Source organism: Kineococcus sp. NPDC059986 (assembly GCF_040702905.1).
In the GTDB taxonomy this organism is placed as follows: Bacteria; Actinomycetota; Actinomycetes; order Actinomycetales; family Kineococcaceae; genus Kineococcus.
Genome location: NZ_JBFBND010000006.1, coordinates 65,758 through 83,783, shown reverse-complemented (window position 1 = coordinate 83,783; position 18,026 = coordinate 65,758). Strand labels below are relative to the sequence as shown.

General features: G+C 74.4%; 14 protein-coding genes. 1 reads left to right on the top strand and 13 read right to left on the bottom strand.

All coding sequences use genetic code 11. The annotated features are described in order from the left end of the window. The 13 genes from ftsZ to mraZ all read right to left on the bottom strand — a co-directional run bounded on the left by ftsZ (window position 1) and on the right by mraZ (window position 16,520). Complete coding sequence (gene ftsZ / locus AB0637_RS06900; protein ID WP_366170669.1) at window positions 1–1,347, bottom strand: cell division protein FtsZ; 1,347 nt, start codon at window positions 1,345–1,347, stop codon at window positions 1–3. A 341-nt stretch (window positions 1,348–1,688) separates the two neighbouring features. Next, window positions 1,689–2,633, bottom strand: a complete 945-nt coding sequence (locus AB0637_RS06895) for an FtsQ-type POTRA domain-containing protein (protein WP_366170668.1) — start codon at window positions 2,631–2,633, stop codon at window positions 1,689–1,691. Further along, a complete protein-coding gene (murC, locus tag AB0637_RS06890) occupies window positions 2,633–4,033 on the bottom strand; it encodes a UDP-N-acetylmuramate--L-alanine ligase (RefSeq protein WP_366170667.1) in 1,401 nt (466 codons plus the stop codon). Before murC ends, AB0637_RS06895 begins: the two co-directional genes overlap by 1 nt. Beyond that, window positions 4,030–5,130, bottom strand: a complete 1,101-nt coding sequence (gene murG, locus AB0637_RS06885) for an undecaprenyldiphospho-muramoylpentapeptide beta-N-acetylglucosaminyltransferase (RefSeq protein ID WP_366170666.1) — start codon at window positions 5,128–5,130, stop codon at window positions 4,030–4,032. The genes murC and murG overlap by 4 nt, the downstream gene beginning before the upstream one ends. Beyond that, window positions 5,127–6,488, bottom strand: coding sequence for a putative lipid II flippase FtsW (ftsW, locus tag AB0637_RS06880; protein WP_366170664.1), 1,362 nt, complete (start codon window positions 6,486–6,488; stop codon window positions 5,127–5,129). The genes murG and ftsW overlap by 4 nt, the downstream gene beginning before the upstream one ends. Before the next feature lie 2 nt (window positions 6,489–6,490). Beyond that, window positions 6,491–8,068, bottom strand: a complete 1,578-nt coding sequence (gene murD / locus AB0637_RS06875) for a UDP-N-acetylmuramoyl-L-alanine--D-glutamate ligase (RefSeq protein WP_366170662.1) — start codon at window positions 8,066–8,068, stop codon at window positions 6,491–6,493. Continuing rightward, window positions 8,065–9,156 carry a phospho-N-acetylmuramoyl-pentapeptide-transferase gene (mraY, locus tag AB0637_RS06870; protein WP_366170660.1) on the bottom strand — a complete coding sequence of 364 codons (1,092 nt, stop codon included), beginning with the start codon at window positions 9,154–9,156 and terminating at the stop codon, window positions 8,065–8,067. The genes murD and mraY overlap by 4 nt, the downstream gene beginning before the upstream one ends. Next, on the bottom strand, window positions 9,153–10,628 hold the full coding sequence (murF, locus tag AB0637_RS06865; protein ID WP_366170658.1) for a UDP-N-acetylmuramoyl-tripeptide--D-alanyl-D-alanine ligase: 1,476 nt from the start codon (window positions 10,626–10,628) through the stop codon (window positions 9,153–9,155). The genes mraY and murF overlap by 4 nt, the downstream gene beginning before the upstream one ends. Next, on the bottom strand, window positions 10,625–12,178 hold the full coding sequence (locus AB0637_RS06860) for a UDP-N-acetylmuramoyl-L-alanyl-D-glutamate--2,6-diaminopimelate ligase (RefSeq protein WP_366170813.1): 1,554 nt from the start codon (window positions 12,176–12,178) through the stop codon (window positions 10,625–10,627). Before AB0637_RS06860 ends, murF begins: the two co-directional genes overlap by 4 nt. A 112-nt stretch (window positions 12,179–12,290) precedes the next feature. Next, window positions 12,291–14,192, bottom strand: coding sequence for a penicillin-binding protein 2 (locus tag AB0637_RS06855; RefSeq protein WP_366170656.1), 1,902 nt, complete (start codon window positions 14,190–14,192; stop codon window positions 12,291–12,293). A gap of 37 nt (window positions 14,193–14,229) precedes the next feature. Then, on the bottom strand, window positions 14,230–14,703 hold the full coding sequence (locus AB0637_RS06850; protein WP_366170654.1) for a hypothetical protein: 474 nt from the start codon (window positions 14,701–14,703) through the stop codon (window positions 14,230–14,232). Further along, complete coding sequence (gene rsmH, locus AB0637_RS06845; protein ID WP_366170652.1) at window positions 14,703–15,833, bottom strand: 16S rRNA (cytosine(1402)-N(4))-methyltransferase RsmH; 1,131 nt, start codon at window positions 15,831–15,833, stop codon at window positions 14,703–14,705. The genes AB0637_RS06850 and rsmH overlap by 1 nt, the downstream gene beginning before the upstream one ends. A gap of 255 nt (window positions 15,834–16,088) precedes the next feature. Then, on the bottom strand, window positions 16,089–16,520 hold the full coding sequence (gene mraZ / locus AB0637_RS06840; protein WP_366170650.1) for a division/cell wall cluster transcriptional repressor MraZ: 432 nt from the start codon (window positions 16,518–16,520) through the stop codon (window positions 16,089–16,091). A 477-nt stretch (window positions 16,521–16,997) separates the two neighbouring features. On the opposite strand from mraZ, the gene AB0637_RS06835 reads away from it, so the two are divergent. Beyond that, a complete protein-coding gene (locus tag AB0637_RS06835; RefSeq protein WP_366170648.1) occupies window positions 16,998–18,017 on the top strand; it encodes a MoxR family ATPase in 1,020 nt (339 codons plus the stop codon). The last annotated feature ends 9 nt before the right edge of the window (window positions 18,018–18,026 follow it).

The following is an 18,026-nucleotide window of genomic DNA, read 5'->3' as shown; positions in this document are numbered from 1 at the left end:
TCACTTGAGGAAGTCGGGCACGTCCAGGTCGTCCTCTTCCGGCCGGGGCCGGCTCGGACGACGGGCCGCCGCGGTGTCCTGCGGCAGCTCGATGATGCGGGGCACCTGGACCGGGTCCGGCGACGGCACGACCTGCGGAGCCTGCTGGGCGTACTGCGGCTGCTGCTGGGGCTGCTGCTGCGCCGGGGCGGGCGGCGGGGCCTGCGTGTACTGCGGCGCCGGGGCGGGCGCCGCGTAGGTCGGAGCCGGCTGCTGCGGCTGCGCCTGGGTGTACTGCGGCTGCTGCCCGTACGTGGGCTCCGGGGTCGCCGGACGTGCCGTGCGCGGGGGCACGGCGCTGGCCGGGACCGGACGACCGGAGACCTGGCCGAGCGCGCGCTCGTCGCGGCGGCTCTTGGGCGTGCCCGCGTCGAAGCCCGCGGCGATGACGGTGACGCGCACCTCGTCGCCGAGGGCGTCGTCGATGACGGTCCCGAAGATGATGTTGGCCTCGGGGTGCGCGGCCTCCTGGACCAGGCGCGCGGCCTCGTTGATCTCGTAGAGACCGAGGTCGGAACCGCCCTGGATCGACAGCAGGACGCCGTGGGCGCCGTCGATGCTCGCCTCGAGCAGCGGCGAGTTCACCGCGGCCTCCGCGGCGTGGATGGCCCGGTCGTCACCGCGGGCGGACCCGATGCCCATGAGAGCGGACCCGGCACCCTGCATGACCGACTTCACGTCCGCGAAGTCGAGGTTGATCAGACCCGGGGTGGTGATGAGGTCGGTGATGCCCTGGACGCCGGAGAGCAGGACCTGGTCGGCCGACCGGAAGGCGTCGAGGATGCTGACCGACTTGTCGGAGATCGACAGGAGCCGGTCGTTGGGGATGACGATGAGGGTGTCGACCTCGTCGCGGAGCTCGGCGATGCCGCTCTCGGCGGAGTTCGCACGGCGGCGACCCTCGAAGACGAACGGCCGCGTCACGACACCGATCGTCAGGGCGCCGAGGCCCCGGGCGATGCGGGCCACGACGGGCGCGCCGCCGGTGCCGGTGCCGCCACCCTCGCCGGCGGTGACGAAGACCATGTCGGCGCCCTTGAGCACCTCTTCGATCTCCTCGGCGTGGTCCTCGGCCGCCTTGCGGCCGACCTCGGGGTCGGCGCCTGCGCCGAGGCCACGGGTGAGTTCGCGGCCGACGTCGAGCTTCACGTCGGCGTCCGACATCAGGAGCGCCTGCGCGTCGGTGTTGACGGCGATGAACTCGACGCCCTTGAGGCCGACCTCGATCATCCGGTTGACCGCGTTCACACCACCGCCGCCGACGCCGACGACCTTGATGACCGCTAGGTAGTTCTGCGGAGCTGCCACGGTGGTTGCCTCTCGCCTCTTTCGCCTGGTCTGTCCGTGCTGCGAAACCCTGACCCTCAAGTAGAGGGTCAACGTTATGTCACGTTCTGCTGAGTCGTGACCGTAGGGAGCGGGACGGGACAAAGGCAACCGATGGCGCGGCGTGTCGCGAGAACACGTCGATCGGAGGCCTGTCCGGAGGCAACTACCACGAAGCGTGACCAGAGCCTGACTCTGCGTCGTCGCCGGACGCCCCTCGTTCCGGGTCGTCGACGCGAAGCACCGGTAGGTCCGGCCCACAGCGTCGACGAGCCCCCACCCGGGGCGGACGGCGGGGCGGATCAGGGTGGGTCAGGGGTGGGTCAGGGGGTGACGGCGGGCGCGTCGGGCGCGGACACGTCGACGCTCTTGGCGCCGGCCACCGTCGGGTCGGCGAGCATCCGCAGCAGCACCTCGACCTTGCGCTCGGGGCGGTCCGGACCGCCCCACACCACGGCGGGGCCCTTCGTGAGGCGCAGCGTCACGCCGTCCTCGCCCGTCGCGGTGATGGACGCCACCTGGGCGCGCAACTGGTCACCGAGCGAGGCGTTGACGGCGATCGCGGCCTGCAGCGCGCCGGCACCGGCCTTCGCCACGTCGACGTCGAGCGTCGGGACCCCGGCGGGCGCGGCGGGGGCGTGGACGAGGACGTTGCCCGCCCCGTCGACGAGGTCCACTCCCCCGGTCGTCGACGGCACGGCCGCCACGGCCTGCCGCTCGTGCACCGCGACGACGAGGGTGGACGGCCAGGACCGGGAGACGTCGACGCTCTGCACGAGCGGCAGCGCGGTGAGCTCGCGGCGCAAGCCGCGGACGTCCACCCGGGCCAGCGGCGTCCCGTCGACGCCCTGCAGGATCCGTTGCACGGCAGCCGGATCCGTGCGGGCGACCCCCGTGGTGCGCACCTGCTCGACCCGCAGCCACGGCGAGGCCAGGAAGACCCAGCCGACCGCCACGACGACGACGAGCAGCGCGGCCAGCACGAGGGCCGAGCGACGGCCCGGACGCCACCGGCGGGCCCGCCGGGCCCCGGCGAGGTCGGCGACGCGGGCGCGCGCCGCGGCGCCGGCGGAGGAACCCCCCGACGTCCTCTGCCGCGGTGGAGCGGGCGGGCGGGGGGCCGGCGCCTGCCGGGCGGGACGCACCGGACGGGCGGCGGGCGCGTCGGCGGCACGGACCGCCCGGCGCCGCTGGGGCGCTCCGGTCACCTTGGGCGGCAGCTCCACGGGCGGCGGGACCGGCTGCCGGGGACGGGTCGGACGAGCCATCAGCGCCTCCCCAGCGCGTCGAGGACCTGCGGGCCCAGGGTCGTCACGTTCCCGGCCCCCACGGTCAGGAGCAGGTCACCGGGACGCACGAGGTCCACCAGCACCCCGGTCGCGTCCTGCAGGTCCGGGACGAACCGCACGTGCTCGGCGCCCAGGGGGACGGCGTCGGCGACGAGAGCGCCCGTCACCGCGGGGTCGGGGTCCTCGCGCGCCACGTAGACGTCGAGCACGACGACCTCGTCGGCCAGGGCCAGGGCCTGGCCGAACTCCCGGGCGAACGTGCGGGTACGGCTGACGAGGTGGGGCTGGAAGACGGCGACGACACGCCCGTCCCCCGCGACGGGGCGGGCCGCCCGCAGCAGCGCCTCGACCTCGGTCGGGTGGTGGCTGTAGTCGTCGACGACGCGCACACCCCCGGCCTCGCCCTTGAGCTCGAACCGGCGGCGCGCCCCGCCGAACGTCGCCAGCCCCGCGAGGACGGCGTCGGGGTCGGCGCCGAGCTCGACGGCCGTCGTCCACGCGGCGGCGGCGTTGCGCAGGTTGTGCTCGCCGGGCACGGCGAGGTGCAGCGACCTCGCCCCCGTCCCGTCGTCCAGCGTCGCCGAGGGGGCCGTCCCGAGCCGGACGTCGCGCAGGACGACGTCGGCCGTGGCGCTCGTCCCGTAGGTCCGCACGCGGACCCCCCGGGCCCGGGCGCGGTCGGCGAGCGCGGCCGACCCGACGTCGTCGGCGCACGCGACGAGCAGGCCACCGGGCTGCAGACGGGCGACGAACTCGTCGAAGGCCGCCGTGTAGGCCTCGGCCGTGCCGTAGTGGTCGAGGTGGTCGGGTTCGACGTTCGTCACGACGTCGACGAGGGGGGCGTACTCGCGGAAGGAACCGTCCGACTCGTCGGCCTCGGCCACGAACGGCCCCGAACCGTCGCGGGCCCCGCCGTCGGTACCGCCCGTGATCTCCCCACCGATGGCGTAGGACGGGTCCAGACCGGCCGCGACGAGCGCGACCGCGAGCATGGACGTCGTCGTCGTCTTGCCGTGCGTGCCGGCCACGGCCACCCCCCGGCGCCCGGCCATGAGCGCGGCCAGGGCCTGCGAGCGGTGCAGCACGCGCAGCCCCCGCTCGCGGGCCGCGACGAGCTCGGGGTTGCCGTCCCGGACCGCGGAGCTGACGACGAGCGTGTCCCCGGGGCCGAGGTCGGCGAGGTTCGCGGGGTCGTGCCCCACGCAGGTGCGGATCCCCAGCTCGGCGAGCCGGTGCAGCGTCGGGGAGTCGACGGCGTCGGTGCCCGAGACCTCGACGCCGCGCGCCGCCAGGAGCCGGGCGACACCGGACACGCCGACACCCCCGAGCCCCAGGAGGTGGACGCGTCCGAGGTCGGTCAGGGCCAGCGGGGCCGTCACCGGGCCGCCGCCCCGGCCGCGCGGACGACGAGGTCCACGAGTCGCTCGTCCCCGTCCAGCACGCCGAACCCGGCCGCGGCGCGGGCCGCGTCGGCGAGGGCGGCGCGGTCGGACAGCAGGGGCAGCACGCGGTCGCGGACGAAGGCGGCGTCGAGGTCGGCGTCGGCGACGAGCACCCCGCCACCGGCCGCGACCACGGACTCGGCGTTGCGGCGCTGCTCGCCGTTGCCGATGGGCAGCGGCACGTAGACGCCCGGCAGGCCCAGGGCGCTGAGCTCGCTGACGGTCCCGGCGCCGCTGCGGCCGACGACGAGGTCGGCCGCCGCGTAGGCCGTGTCCATGCCGTCGAGGTACTCGCGCACGACGTACCGCGACGGGTCGGTGCCCTCGGGCAGCGGCACGGACTTGCCGCGCCCGCAGGCGTGCAGCACCTGGAACCCCGCGCCGAGCAGGTCCGGCGCGCAGGAGCCGAGGACGTCGTTGATGCGCTGGGCGCCGAGGGACCCGCCCGTCACGAGCAGGGTCGGGGTGTCGGGGTCGAGCCCGAGCTCGGTGCGGGCGGTGCGGCGCAGGGCCTCGCGGTCGGCCGCGAGGGCCAGGGCGACGACCTCCGAGCGCAGCGGCATCCCGGTGTGGACGGCACCGCGCAGGGGCGTGCCGGGGAAGGTGACGGCGGTGCTCCGGGCCCAACGCGCACCGAGGCGGTTCGCCACCCCCGGGAGGGCGTTCTGCTCGTGCACGACGACGGGCACCCCGGCCCGGCGGGCGGCGAGGTAGGCGGGGACGGCGACGTAGCCGCCGAACCCCACGACGACGTCGGCCTGCACGTCGCGGATCGCCCGCGCCGCACCCGCGACGGCGGCGCGCAGCCGTCCGGGGAGCCGCAGCAGGTCGACGGACGGCTTGCGCGGCAACGGGACCCGCGGCACGACGGCCAGCTCGTAACCGCGCTCGGGAACGAGCCTGGCCTCGAGGCCCTGGGCCGTCCCGAGCACCAGCACACCCGTCGTGGGATCGCGCCGGCGCAGGGCGTCGGCCGTGGCGAGCAGGGGCGCGACGTGACCCGTCGAACCGCCCCCGGCGAGGAGGACGTTCACCGGCGACCCTTCCGTCCACCGGTGCGGGCCACGCGCGGACCGCGCTGCGGGAGCACCGCGAGGGACCGGGCGACGACGGACTCCCGGGCGCGCAGCGCCTCGGGCGCCCCGGGTTCGGACCGTGCGAAGGACAGCAGGATGCCGATGGCCAGCAACGTGAGGACCAGCGCCGACCCGCCGGCCGAGATGAGCGGCAGGGGGACCCCGATGACCGGCAGGAGGCTCAGGACGACACCCATGTTGAGCAGCGCCTGCCCGAGGATCCACGCGCCGAGACCCGCGACCGCGAGCTTGGTGTAGAAGTCCTGCGACCGGCGCACGAGCCGCATGACCATGAGCGCGACGACGGCGAAGAGCACGAGGATCGTCAGCGTCCCGGGCAGGCCGAGCTCCTCGCCGATGATGGCGAAGATGAAGTCGTTGTGGGCCTCGGGCAGCCAGGACCACTTCTCCCGGCTGGCCCCCAGGCCCAGGCCCCAGAACCCGCCCGAGGCCAGCGCGTACTGCCCCTGGACGGGTTGCCAGGCCAGACCGCGGATCGCCTCGTGGGTGTCCGGGGTCCCGGACAGCCAGTCCGCGACGCGGTTCATCCGGTTCGTGCTCGTCACCACGGCCAGCACCGCGGCGACACCCGCGACGCCACCGGCCAGGAGGAACCAGCGGCCCGGGATCCCCGCCACCCAGAGCATGACGATGACGACGGCCATCATGATCATGGCCGTCCCGAGGTCCTGGGTCAGCAGCACCAGACCGGCCGTCAGCCCGACCGGCAGCGCCATCGCCCCGACGAGCTTCACCGGTTCGCGCAACGCGTCCCGGCGACGGGTCAGCGCGAGGGCCAGCGACAGGACGAGGGCCACCTTGGCGGCCTCGGACGGCTGCGCCGAGAAACCCCCGAGGACGATCCAGTTCCGGTTCCCGTTGACGGTCTTGCCGATCCCCGGCAGGAACACCAGGAGTTGCAGGAACGCCGACCCCAGGAGCGCGGGGAGCGCGAGCCGCTGCCACGTCCGCGCCGGGATGCGGCTGGCCACGACGAGGACGACCGCGCCGAAGACCGCGAACATCGCCTGGTTCTTGAAGACGGCGTAGGGACTGCCGTACTCCGTCAGCGACTCGACGCTGGAACTGGAGAGCACCATGACGAGGCCGATGACGACGAGCACGGACGTCGTCGCGAGGAGCACGTGGTGCGTCGCGAGCGGGGAGTCCAGCAACCGGGTCCGCTCCCGCACCCACTCCCCCGTGGCGTCCAGCCACGCGGGCCGGCGCCAGCGGTCGCTCCAGCGTGCGGCCCTGCCCGCGGTCCCGCCTGCGGTCCGGCGCGGGACGTGCTGCCGCGCTTCGTCGACGGCCACGATCAGGCCTCCGGGAGGAACCGCCGCGAGATCGCGGCGGCGAACTCGTCGCCGCGGTGGCCGTAGGACCGGAACTGGTCCCAGGACGCGCAGGCGGGGGCGAGCAGGACGGTGTCACCGGGCGCGGCGAGGTCCGCGGCGCGCGCCACCACCACGTCCATGAGGTGGGCGGTGTCGGTGGTCACGTCCCCATCCTGCGCGAGGTCGACCTCGACGACGGGGACCTCGGGTGCGTGTCGCCGCAACGCGTCCGCGACGAGCGCCCGGTCCCGGCCGATGAGGACGGCGGCCCGCAACCGGCCCGCGTGCGCCTGCACGAGGTCGTCGAAAGAGGCCCCCTTGGCGTCGCCGCCGGCGATCCACACGACGTGCTCGAACGCGGCGAGGGAGGCGTTGGCCGCGTGCCCGTTGGTGGCCTTGGAGTCGTCGACCCAGCGCACGCCGCCCGTGCGCTCGGGGTCCAGGACGGTCGCGACGCGGTGCGGCGCAGGGCGGAAGGCGAGGACGCCGTTGCGGACGGCGACCTGCGGGACGCCGTGCGCGCGCGCGAGCGCGGCGGCCGCCAGGACGTTCTCGACCGTGTGCGGGGCGACGGGGTCGGTCGTCCCCTCGGGCCGCAGGTCGGCCAGGGAGCACAGTTCCGCGGCGTGCGACTGCCGCTGCTCGACGAACGCGCGGTCGCACAGCACGTCCTCGACCAGGCCCAGCATCGACAGCCGCGGGGCGCTGCGGGTGAAACCCACCGCACGGGCGCCCTCGACGACGTCGGCCTCGCGCACGAGGTCCTCGGTGCGGGGATCGGCCACGTTGTAGACGCAGGCGACCTCGGTGTTCTGGTAGATCCGGCCCTTGGCCAGCGCGTACGCCTCGAGGGAACCGTGCCAGTCGAGGTGGTCCGGCGCGATGTTCAGCACCGCCGCCGCCAGGGGCCGCACCGAGTTCTCGAGGTCGGTGGACAGCCAGTGCAGCTGGTAGCTCGACAGCTCCACCGCGAGGACCTCGAACGCGTGCGGGTGCCGCAGCGCCTCCACCAGCGGGGTTCCGACGTTGCCCGCGCTCGTGGCCCGCAGGCCGGCCGCGCGCAGCATCGAGGCGAGCATCTCCACGACCGTCGTCTTGCCGTTCGTACCCGTCAGGGTCAGCCAGGGCGCGGCCCCCGTCTCGGGGCGCATCCGCCAGGCGAGTTCCACGTCTCCCCACACGGGCACGCCGGCGAGCGCCGCGGACACCAGCAGCGGGGCGTCGGGGTGCCAGCCCGGGGAGGTGACGACGAGGTCGAACCCGTCCCACGGGCGCGGCGGGGAGACCACGTGCTCGGGCCCGAGGAGCACGGTCGCCCCGAGGACCTCGAGCAGCTGCGCCTTCTCCCGCTGGGAGTCCCCCGTCGCGGAGTCGACGACGACGACCTCGGCCCCGACCTCCAGGAGGGCGTCGGCGGCCGCGAAACCCGACAGGCCGATCCCGGTGACGAGGGTGCGCAGACCCGACCAGCGGGACGTGATGTGCCGCAGTTCCCGGACACGGTCGGTGTCGTCGGCGCGCGGGTTGGGGTTGCCCAGCCAGCTCTCGAACACGGTCATCCGCCCGTCACCCACTGCGCGTAGAAGACCCCGAGGCCGAGGGAGACGAACAACCCGGCGATGATCCAGAACCGGATGACGATGGTGACCTCACCCCAGCCCGCCAACTCGAAGTGGTGCTGCAACGGGGCCATCCGGAAGAGGCGCTTCCCGGTGAGCTTGAACCCCCCGACCTGCAGGATCACCGACAGCGTGATGAGGACGAACAACCCGCCCAGCAGGACCAGCAGGATCTGGGTGCGGGACAGGATCGCCAGCCCGGCCAGGGCACCGCCGAGGGCCAGGGACCCGGTGTCGCCCATGAAGATCTTCGCGGGGCTGGCGTTCCACCAGAGGAACCCGAAGCAGGCACCCATGACCGCGGCCGCGACGACGGCGAGGTCGCGCGGGTCGCGCACCTCGTAGCACCGCGCCTCGACCTCGCGCAGCGTGTAGCAGCTCTGGTTGGACTGGAAGGTGCAGATGAGGACGTAGGCGGCGAGCACCATCGTCGTCGCACCGGTCGCGAGGCCGTCCAGACCGTCGGTGAGGTTCACCCCGTTGCTGACCGCGGAGGTGATGACCAGCGCCCAGACGACGAAGAGGACGGTTCCGCCGACGGCCCCGAACACGGCGAGGTCCAGGGGGGTGTCGCGCAGGATCGAGATGTGCGTCGAGGCCGGGGTGGCGCCCCCGCGCGAGGCCGCCGGGAACTGCAGGGCGAGGACCGCGAAGACGATCCCGACGATCCCCTGGCCGGCGAGCTTGGCCCGGGCCGTCAGTCCGAGGCTGCGCTGCTTGGAGATCTTGAGGAAGTCGTCGAGGAAACCGACGATCCCCAGCCCGGTCATGAGCAGCAGGACGAGCAGTCCCGACGCCGTCGGCGTCCACCCCGTGAACAGGTGCGCCGCCCCGTAGGCGAGCAGCGCGGCCAGGATGATGACGGCGCCCCCCATGGTGGGGGTACCTCGCTTGGTGTGGTGGCTCGTCGGCCCGTCGTCGCGGACGAACTGGCCGTACCCGCGCCGGACGAGCCAGCGGATGTACAGCGGGGTCCCGAAGAGGGAGACGACGAGGGAGAACGCTCCCGCGATGAGGACGGTCCTCACGAGTCCGACGCCTCCGTGGTCTGCGGGGTCCGACCCTGGGCGGTGTCCTGCACGAGTTCCTCCGCGAGCCGGGCGAGCCCGGCTCCGTTCGACGACTTCACGAGCACCACGTCACCCGGTCGCAACCGGGGCCGCAGGAACTCCAGGGCGGCGTCCACGTCTGGGGCGAATGCGGCCTCCTCCCCCCAGGAACCCTCCATCACGGCCCCCGTGTAGATGGGCCGGGCACCGGCGCCGACGACGAGGAGCTGGTCGACGTCGAGGCGCACCACGGTGCGGCCCACGACGTCGTGCTCGTCGCGCGAGGCGGCGCCGAGTTCGAGCATCTCCCCCAGCACGGCCCAGGTGCGCCGGGGGGCGCCGTCGGCCCCGGCCTCGGCGGCCATGCCGACGAGGGCCTTGAGCGCGGCGCGGACGGAGTCGGGGTTGGCGTTGTAGGCGTCGTGGACCACGGTGACGCCGTCGGGACGTTCCAGGACCTGCATCCGGCCGGGACTGGCCGGTTCGGCCCGGGACAGCGACGCGGCGACGTCCACGACGGAGGCGCCGGTGCTCAGCGCGACGGCGGCCGCCGCGAGCGCGTTCGTCACCTGGTGCTCCCCGTGCAGGCGGAGCCCGACGTCGGCGGCGGCGCCGTCGTGCTCGAGGCGGAACCGCGCGCGGGCCCGGCCGTCGAGGACGACGTCGACGGCGCGGACGTCGGCGTGGGCGCTGCGGCCGAACGTGAGGACCCGGGCCCGGGTGCGGCCGGCCATCGCGGCGACGCGGTCGTCGTCGGCGTTGAGGACGGCGAGGCCGTCCGCGGGTAGCGCCTCGACGAGTTCGCCCTTGGCCCGGGCGGTCGCCTCGAGGGAGCCGAACTCCCCCGCGTGGGCTGCGCCGACGACGAGCTCCACCCCGACGTCGGGGCGGGCGATCGCGCACAGGTGGGCGATGTGGCCGATGCCGCGGGCCCCCATCTCGACGACGAGGGCACGAGTGGCGCCGTCGGCGCGCAGGACGGTCAGCGGGGCACCGACCTCGTTGTTGAAGCTGCCGCGCGGGGCCACGACCGGTCCGTCGAGGACGTCGCCGAGGACGGCGGCGAGCAGGTCCTTGGTCGTCGTCTTGCCCTGGGAGCCGGTGATCCCCACGACGAGCGGACCCGTCCCGTCGCGGCGCAGGCGGTCCAGGACGGTCGTCGCGAGCCGCCCGAGGGCGGCGACGCCGTCCTCGACGAGGACGAGCGCCGTCCCGGCCGGCAGCTCGACCTCCCGCTCGGCCACGACCACGCTCGCCCCGGCGGCGGCCGCGGCCGCGGCGTAGTCGGCCCCGTCGACCCGTTCCCCGGGCAGGGCGACGAACAGCGCGCCGGGCACGGCGGCGCGGGAGTCGACGACCACCGGTCCGTCGGCCGACACGTCCTGCGCGTCGGCGGGCAGCAACCGGCCTCCGGTCGACTCCGCGACCTCGGCCGCGGTGAGCGCGATCACTGGGCACCTCCCCGGGCGCCGGGCGCCCCGTTCGTCGTCCGGGCCCGGTCCAGCCAGACCCGCAGTTCCTCCTCGGCCACGGCCCGGTCGTCGAAGGGGGTCACCACCCCGGCGACCTCCTGACCGGTCTCGTGGCCCTTGCCGGCGAGCAGCACGGTGTCGTGCGGCCCCGTGCAGCGCTCCAAGGCGACGGCCACGGCGGCGCGGCGGTCGGCGACCTCCACGACCTCGCCCGCGCCGTCGGCGGCGCGGGCGCCCGCGAGCACCTGGGCGCGGACGGCCGCGGGGTCCTCCGAGCGCGGGTTGTCGTCGGTGACGACGGCGACGTCGGCCAGCCGCGCGACGGCGGCCCCCATGAGGGGGCGCTTGCCGCGGTCGCGGTCCCCGCCGGCGCCCACGACGGCGACCAGCCGACCGGGGGTGCTCCCGCGCAGCGTGGCGAGCACGCGTTCGAGGGCGTCGGGGGTGTGCGCGTAGTCGACGACGACGAGCGGGGCGCCGTCGCGGGCGACCGCCTGCATGCGGCCCGGGACGCCCTCGGCGCGGGCCAGACCCCGCTCGACCTGCTCGGCGCTCAACCCCAGCCGGAGCGCGGAGACGGCCGCCACGGCCGCGTTGGCGACGTTGAACGCCCCCGGCAGCGGGCACGTCAGCCGCAGGTCCGCGGCCGGGCCCGTGAGGCGGAAGGCGCTGTCGGCGCGACCGGGGCGGACGTCGTCGACCGACCAGTCGGCACCGGCCCCCGCGGGGCCGACCGTCTCCACGGGCACGGTGGCCCGCTCGACGACGCGGCGGCCCCAGCGCTCGGGGTCGGCGGGATCGGTCCAGACGACCCCGCGACGGGAGTGCTCGGGGGTGAAGAGCCGGGCCTTGGCCGCGAGGTACTCCTCCATCGACCCGTGGAAGTCCAGGTGGTCCTGGGACAGGTTCGTGAACGCGGCGACGTCGACGACGAGACCGTCGACGCGGTGCTGCGCCAGGGCGTGCGAGGAGACCTCCAGGGCGCACCCGCGCACCCCGGCCGCGACCATCCGGGCCAGCAGGGCGTGCAGGTCGGGGGCCTCGGGCGTCGTGCGCACGCTGGTGACGCGCTCGCCCGCGATGCGGGTCTCCACCGTGCCCAGCAGACCCGTCGTCCAGCCCGCGCAGCGCCAGAGCGACTCCACGAGGTAGGCCGTCGTCGTCTTCCCGTTGGTCCCGGTGACGCCGAAGGTCGTCAGGCGCGCCCCCGGGTCGCCGTGGACGCGGCGGGCGAGGTCGCCCAGGACGGCACGCGGCTGGTCGACGACGAGCACGGGCACCCCGGTCGCTTCGGCGTCGGCACGCCCGGCCGGGTCGGTGAGGACGGCGACGGCCCCCGCCGCGGCGGCCTGCGCGGCGAAGCGGGCGCCGTGGACGTTGGCCCCGGGCAGCGCGGCGTAGAGGTCACCCGGCGCGACCCGACGGGAGTCGAGCGTGACGCCGGTGACGGGGGTGCCGGGCTGCGCGGGGGTGAGGGTGCCGAGGACCCGGGCCAGGTCCGCGAGGGTGGGGCGTTCGCCGTCGGTCATCGGCACGGTGGGAGGCTACCCGCCCGAGGCGTCCGGTCCGAACCGCCCGGACCGGGTGTCGTCGGTGTCGGGCGGGCCGGGGCGCGGCCCTCGGGACGGGCGGTGGGGAGGCTCACTGACCGGCCGTGTCCGCGACCGCGCCGGTGCTGATGTCCTGCTGGGCGCTGTCGTCCCCGCCCCACGTCAGCGGGAGGTCGGCCGGGGGTTCGGCCGAGGGGGCCACCCCGCGCTGGGCCAGGGCGTACGTCATGACGTCCTTGAACACCGGCCCGGCCGCGGAACCGCCGTAGTAGTTGGTCTTGGGGTCCTGCAGGATCACGGCCACCACGAGTTCGGGGTCGTCGGCGGGGGCGAGCCCGATGAACGAGGCGGTGTAGCCGGAGTACCGGCCGAGGTCGACGTCGTAGCGGTTGGCCGTCCCGGTCTTGCCGGCCACGAGGTAGCCGGGGATCTCGGCGGCGGCCGCCGTGCCGGCCTCGCTGACGACGGCCTGCATCATGTTCCGCAGGGTCGTCGCGGTGGCGGCGCTGATCACGCGGGAACTGGCCCCGGCGGGTTCGGTGCGGTAGTTGCCGTCCGGGTCGGAGGTGCCCGCGATGAGCGTGGGCTCGACGCGCACGCCGTCGTTCGCGATCGTCGCGAACACCGACGCGGCCTGGACCGCGGTCACCGACAACCCCTGGCCGAACATCACCGTGTACCGCTGCGTCCCGGAGTACTTCGCGGGGTCGCCGAGGATCCCGCCGCTCTCGCCGGGGAACTTCAGGGTCGTCTTGGCGCCGAACCCGAAGGCGACGTGGTAGTCGTGCAGGATCGTGGACGTCGTGCGGAGGTCGGCGTTCAGCTTCTCCCCCGCCAGGATGGTCCCGATGTTGCTGGACTGGGCGAGGATTCCTGCGAGCGTGAGCTTCTCGTCGCCGTGCGGGTGCGAGTCGTGGAAGGTCTTGTCGTAGCGCGGGAGTTCGCCCGGGACGACGAACTGGCTGCCCGCCGTGACGACACCTTCCTCCAGGGCCGCCGCCATGGTGACGACCTTGGCCGTCGACCCCGGTTCGAACACCTTCGTCAACGCGGTGTTCTGCAGCTGGTCGTTGGTGAGGTTCACGAGGTTCGTCGGGTCCAGGCTCGGGGCGCTGGCCAGGGCGAGGAGCCGCTGCTCCTTGTCCATGATGACGACGGTGCCGGACTCCGCACCCGTCTCGGCCACCTTCGCGGCGATGGCCGACTGGGCCTTCCACTGCAGGTCGGAGTCGATCGTCAGGCGCAGGGACGTGCCGTCGACGGGTTCGACGGTCTCGCGGTCCCCGAGCGGGATCTCCTGCCCGCCGGCGCTGCGCTCGTAGCGCATCCAGCCGTTCGTGCCCAGGAGCAGGGAGTTGCGCGCCTCCTCCAGACCGGAGAGGGGTTTGTCGGTGAAGGCCTTGGTCTTCTTGTCCTGGTCGGGGGTGCCCAGGACACCGACGAGCGTCGAGGACGCGCTCCCCGTGGGGTAGATGCGCTGGGTCTGGCGCTGGGACGTGATCCCAGGGATGTCCAGGTCCGACACCTGCTGCCACAGCTCGGGGGTGATGCCGAGGGCCACGACGGCGTAGTGGGTGTTCCCGGTCAGCTTGGCCGTGAGGGTGGCCTCGTCGATGCCGAGCACGGGGGCCAGCAGCTTCGCGGCGCCGGCCGGTCCCGTGCCCAGGGCCTTCTTGTACGGCTTGCCGTTGCGCAGGTTGAAGCCGCTGATCGCCTTGGGGTCGGCGATGACGTCGCGCCGCTCGACCGAGGTGGCGAGCACGACGCCCTTGGTGTCGAGGATGTCGCCGCGCTTGGCGTACAGCGTCGTGACGGACGTGCGCTGCTCCAGCGCCCGGTCGGCGAGCTTGCTCGCGTCGGCCCCCTGCAGCTGGACGAGGCGGCCGCCGAGGACGGTCAGCCCGCCGAGCACCCCGAGGGTGTAGACGCGCATGCGCATGTCCGGGCGCGGGCGGGGGTCCAGCTCGTCGGGGCGGGTGCGGCGACGGGACACGCGGGTACCTCTTCGACCTCGGGGGTGGGCTGCGGCCTCAGCGGGCGGCCGGCGTCTGACCGTGAGGCTGGGGATCGGTGCTCGCGACCGGCGGGGTCGCCGCGGGGGTCGACGCCTTCGGAGCCGGGGTGGCCTTGCCCACGGCGCCGGCCGCGGTGAGGTGGACGGCGTCGGGGGCGGGGACCATGCCGAGCTGGCCCGCGCGGGTCGCCAGGTGCTCCGGGGAGGACTGCTGCGCGAGGTCCTCGGCGACGGCCTGCTGCTGGTCGGCGAGCCGGCCGCTCGTCACCTGCAGGTCGGTGATCTTGTACGCGTCGCCCGCGATGGCGATGTTCGTCATGAGGAGTCCGAGCAGCCCGAGGGTCAGCAGCAGGACGCACGCCACGGGCAGCGGCAGGCGCAGCCGGTGGGTGGCCGGGGGCGTGACGACCTGCAGCTCGGGACGGGGCTCGGCGGACGTCTTGAGCTGGCGGACCGGAGCGTTCCGGGCCGCGATCAGGGGCTGGCTCATCACGGCGTCCTTCCGTCGGTCGTGCCGTGGTCCGGCTCGAGCTGGCTGGTCTGGTGGGTGGTGCGGGGGGTGTCCTGCGGCCGGGGGTTCCGGGTGGCGGCGCGGCCGCTGGAACGGGACCGATCCTGCTCGGGCAGGCGACGCACGGCGCGGAGGCGCGCCGACGCCGCCCGGGGATTCTCGGCGAGTTCGTCCGGGCCGGCCTGTTCCCCACCCCTGGTGAGGAGTTCGGCGCGCGGCCCCGAACCCGCGGGGACGAACGGCAGGTCCGGCGGCGCGGAACTCGAGGACAGTTGCCGCAGAACATTCTTGGTGATGCGGTCCTCGAGGGAGTGGAACGTCAGGACGGCCAGCCGGCCGTCCGGCGCGAGGCGTTCGAAGGCCGTCGGGAGCGTGCGTTCCACGACCCCGAGCTCGTCGTTCACGGCGATGCGCAACGCCTGGAACGTCCGCTTGGCGGGGTTCCCGCCGGTGCGACGGGTGGCGGCAGGAACGTTGGCGCGCACCAGGTCCACCAGCCGCGCCGAGTTCGTGAACGGTTCGCGCTCGCGTTCGCGCACGACGGCCGAGGCGATGCGCGGGGCGAACTTCTCCTCGCCCCACGTCCGCAGGAGCCGCGTCAACTCGCTGTGCGAGTAGGTGTTGAGGACGTCGGCGGCCGTGAGGCCCGTCGTCGGGTCCATCCGCATGTCCAGCGGGGTGTCGCGGGAGTAGGAGAAACCCCGGTCGTCCTCGTCGAGCTGCAGCGAGGACACGCCGAGGTCGAGGAACACCGCGTCGACCGTCTCGAGACCGAGGTCGTCGAGGGCGTCGGCGAAGCGGTCGGAGACCGAGTGGACGAGGGTGACGCGGTCACCGAACTCGTGGAGGCGGTGCGCGGCGAGCTCGAGCGCCTGGGGGTCGCGGTCCATGCCGACGAGCCGCAGCCCGGGGTGGCTCCGCAGCAGCTCCGCGGCGTGACCGCCCATGCCCAGGGTGAGGTCCACGCTCACGGCACCGTCGTGCTCCAGGGCGGGCGAGAGCACCTGCGTGCAGCGCTCCAGCAGGACGGGCGCGTGCCGCTCGGCGGCCTCCGCGGCGCGCTCCCCCGTTCCCGTGGGGTCGTCGGAGGACGGGTGCTGTCCACCCACCGCCACCACCCCCTGCCCCGCTGTCCGTCGTGCCGCCCCGGCGCCCCGGCCGGGACGCCTCCACCTGTTCGCTCTGCTCGCTGCGCCTACCGGCCCCCGGTGCTCCCACCGGTCCCGCCGTCGGACCCGGTCCCCATCCGCTCGTGCCCGCCGGCCCTGGCGCCGGGGAAGTGGCGTCAGGACCCGTGGGTCCGGGCGGCTGGAGGCCGCGTCCGACGGATCCCCCAAGTCTCGACCTCGACTTGAGGGTGAGGATCAGAGGATCCCCGGGAGGACCTCCTCGCTGCGTTCGGCGAAGGCGGACTCGGCGCCCTCCAGGTAGGCCTCCCACGTGGGCAGGTCCCAGAGCTCGACGCGACTGCCGGCACCGATGACGGCGACGTCGCGGTCGAGGGCCGCGTACTGACGCAGCAGCGGGGGCACGGTGAACCGGCCCTGCTTGTCCGGCACCTCGCTCGAGGCACCCGACAGGAAGACGCGCTGGTAGTCGCGCGCCTCCTTGTTGGTGAGCGGCGCCTGCCGCAGCTCCTCGTGCATCCGGCTGAACTCCTGCATCGGGAAGAGGTAGAGGCAGCGGTCCTGCCCCCTGGTGATGACCAGACCGTCGAGCAACTGGTCCCGGAAACGCGCCGGGAGGATCAGTCGGCCCTTGTCGTCCAGACGGGGCGTGTGGGTGCCCAGGAACACCGCGCACCCCCACCCGATCGGTCCGTCGTCCGTGGTCGAGTCCTCGTGTCCGGGCCTCTGCGGACCGGACTCCTCCACGGTACTCCACTTTCCTCCACCGTCAACGTCAATCGACTCAGAGTGACCGGACATGTGCAGTGTCGCTGCAGGTCAGAGGCGGTGGAGCACAGTGGAGGGGCGCGAGGCCCCCACCTCGTCGTCACTGCGTGCACACGGCACCAGAACCCCCTCTGAGGGCCGTCCCGGGGCGCTTGGGGGGCGGGTGCGGCCGGCGGTGGAGGGAAGTGGGGAGAAGTCGCGGTCCCGGTGGCCCCAGGACCTCGCCCGTGAACGGGCGGAGGGGGTGCCCCGTGGGGCAGAGTGGGGGCGATCGGCAGCGGAGCCCGGTCGCAGGTCCGCTCGCGGCCCTCGTCCCGGGCACCGGTCGCCGGGTCCGGACGTTCGAACTCGCGACGTCCACGAACGAGACGAGGGCACGTGACCACGACGAGCGCACTTCCCGGTACCCACCCCGCCGAACCCCGGGCGCTGGATCCGGCGGAGCTGCCCGCCGCGCTCGAGAGGTTGCGCGGCGTCGCCGACGACCTCGCGACGACCGTGGACCGCGTCATCCAGGGCAAGGACGAGACGGTGCGCCTGGCGCTCACCGTCCTGTTCGCCGAGGGGCACCTGCTCGTCGAGGACGTGCCCGGTGTGGGCAAGACGATGCTTGCCAAGTCGCTGGCCAGGGCCATCGACGGGACCGTGCGGCGCATCCAGTTCACCCCGGACCTGCTGCCCAGCGACGTGACCGGGTCGAGCATCTGGAACCAGGAGCGCGCGGCCTTCGAGTTCCGGCCCGGCGCCGTCTTCGCCAACGTCGTCATCGGCGACGAGATCAACCGCGCCTCCCCCAAGACCCAGTCTGCGCTGCTGGAGTGCATGGAGGAGGGCCAGGTCACCGTCGACGGCACGACGTGGAAGCTGGACCGCCCGTTCATCGTCTTCGCCACGCAGAACCCCGTCGAGATGGACGGGACCTACCCCCTGCCCGAGGCGCAGCGCGACCGGTTCACGGCGCGCATCTCGATGGGCTACCCGTCGGCGGACGCCGAGCTGACGATGCTCAGCGAGCACGGGGGCGCCACCCCGCTGGACGCGGTGACGCCCGTGGTCGACGTCGCCGAGGTGCGGGCCCTGGCCGGGGCCGTGCGCGGCGTGCACGCCGCCGAGGCGCTCAAGCAGTACGTGGTGGACCTGGTGCGGCGCACCCGGACCCACCCCGACCTCCGGCTCGGCGCCTCCCCCCGCGCCGCGCTGCACCTGCTGCGCACGGCCCGCTCGCGCGCCGCCCTGGAGGGCCGCGACCACGTCCTGCCCGACGACGTCCAGGCCCTCGCGGTCCCCGTCGTCGCCCACCGGCTGCTCCTGACGGCCGATGCGCTGCTGGCCGGCCGCGACGGTGGCGACGTCGTGACCGACGTGCTGCGCACCACGGCCCTCCCCTCGCCCCGGTGAGCGGGACCC

Excerpts from the sequence above, each read along its gene's own strand:
- AB0637_RS06895 (WP_366170668.1), bottom strand. The coding sequence starts at position 2,633 with ATGGCTCGTCCGACCCGTCCCCGGCAGCCGGTCCCGCCGCCCGTGGAG.
- murD (WP_366170662.1), bottom strand. The coding sequence starts at position 8,068 with ATGACCGTGTTCGAGAGCTGGCTGGGCAACCCCAACCCGCGCGCCGAC.
- AB0637_RS06860 (WP_366170813.1), bottom strand. The coding sequence starts at position 12,178 with ATGACCGACGGCGAACGCCCCACCCTCGCGGACCTGGCCCGGGTCCTC.
- AB0637_RS06850 (WP_366170654.1), bottom strand. The coding sequence starts at position 14,703 with ATGAGCCAGCCCCTGATCGCGGCCCGGAACGCTCCGGTCCGCCAGCTC.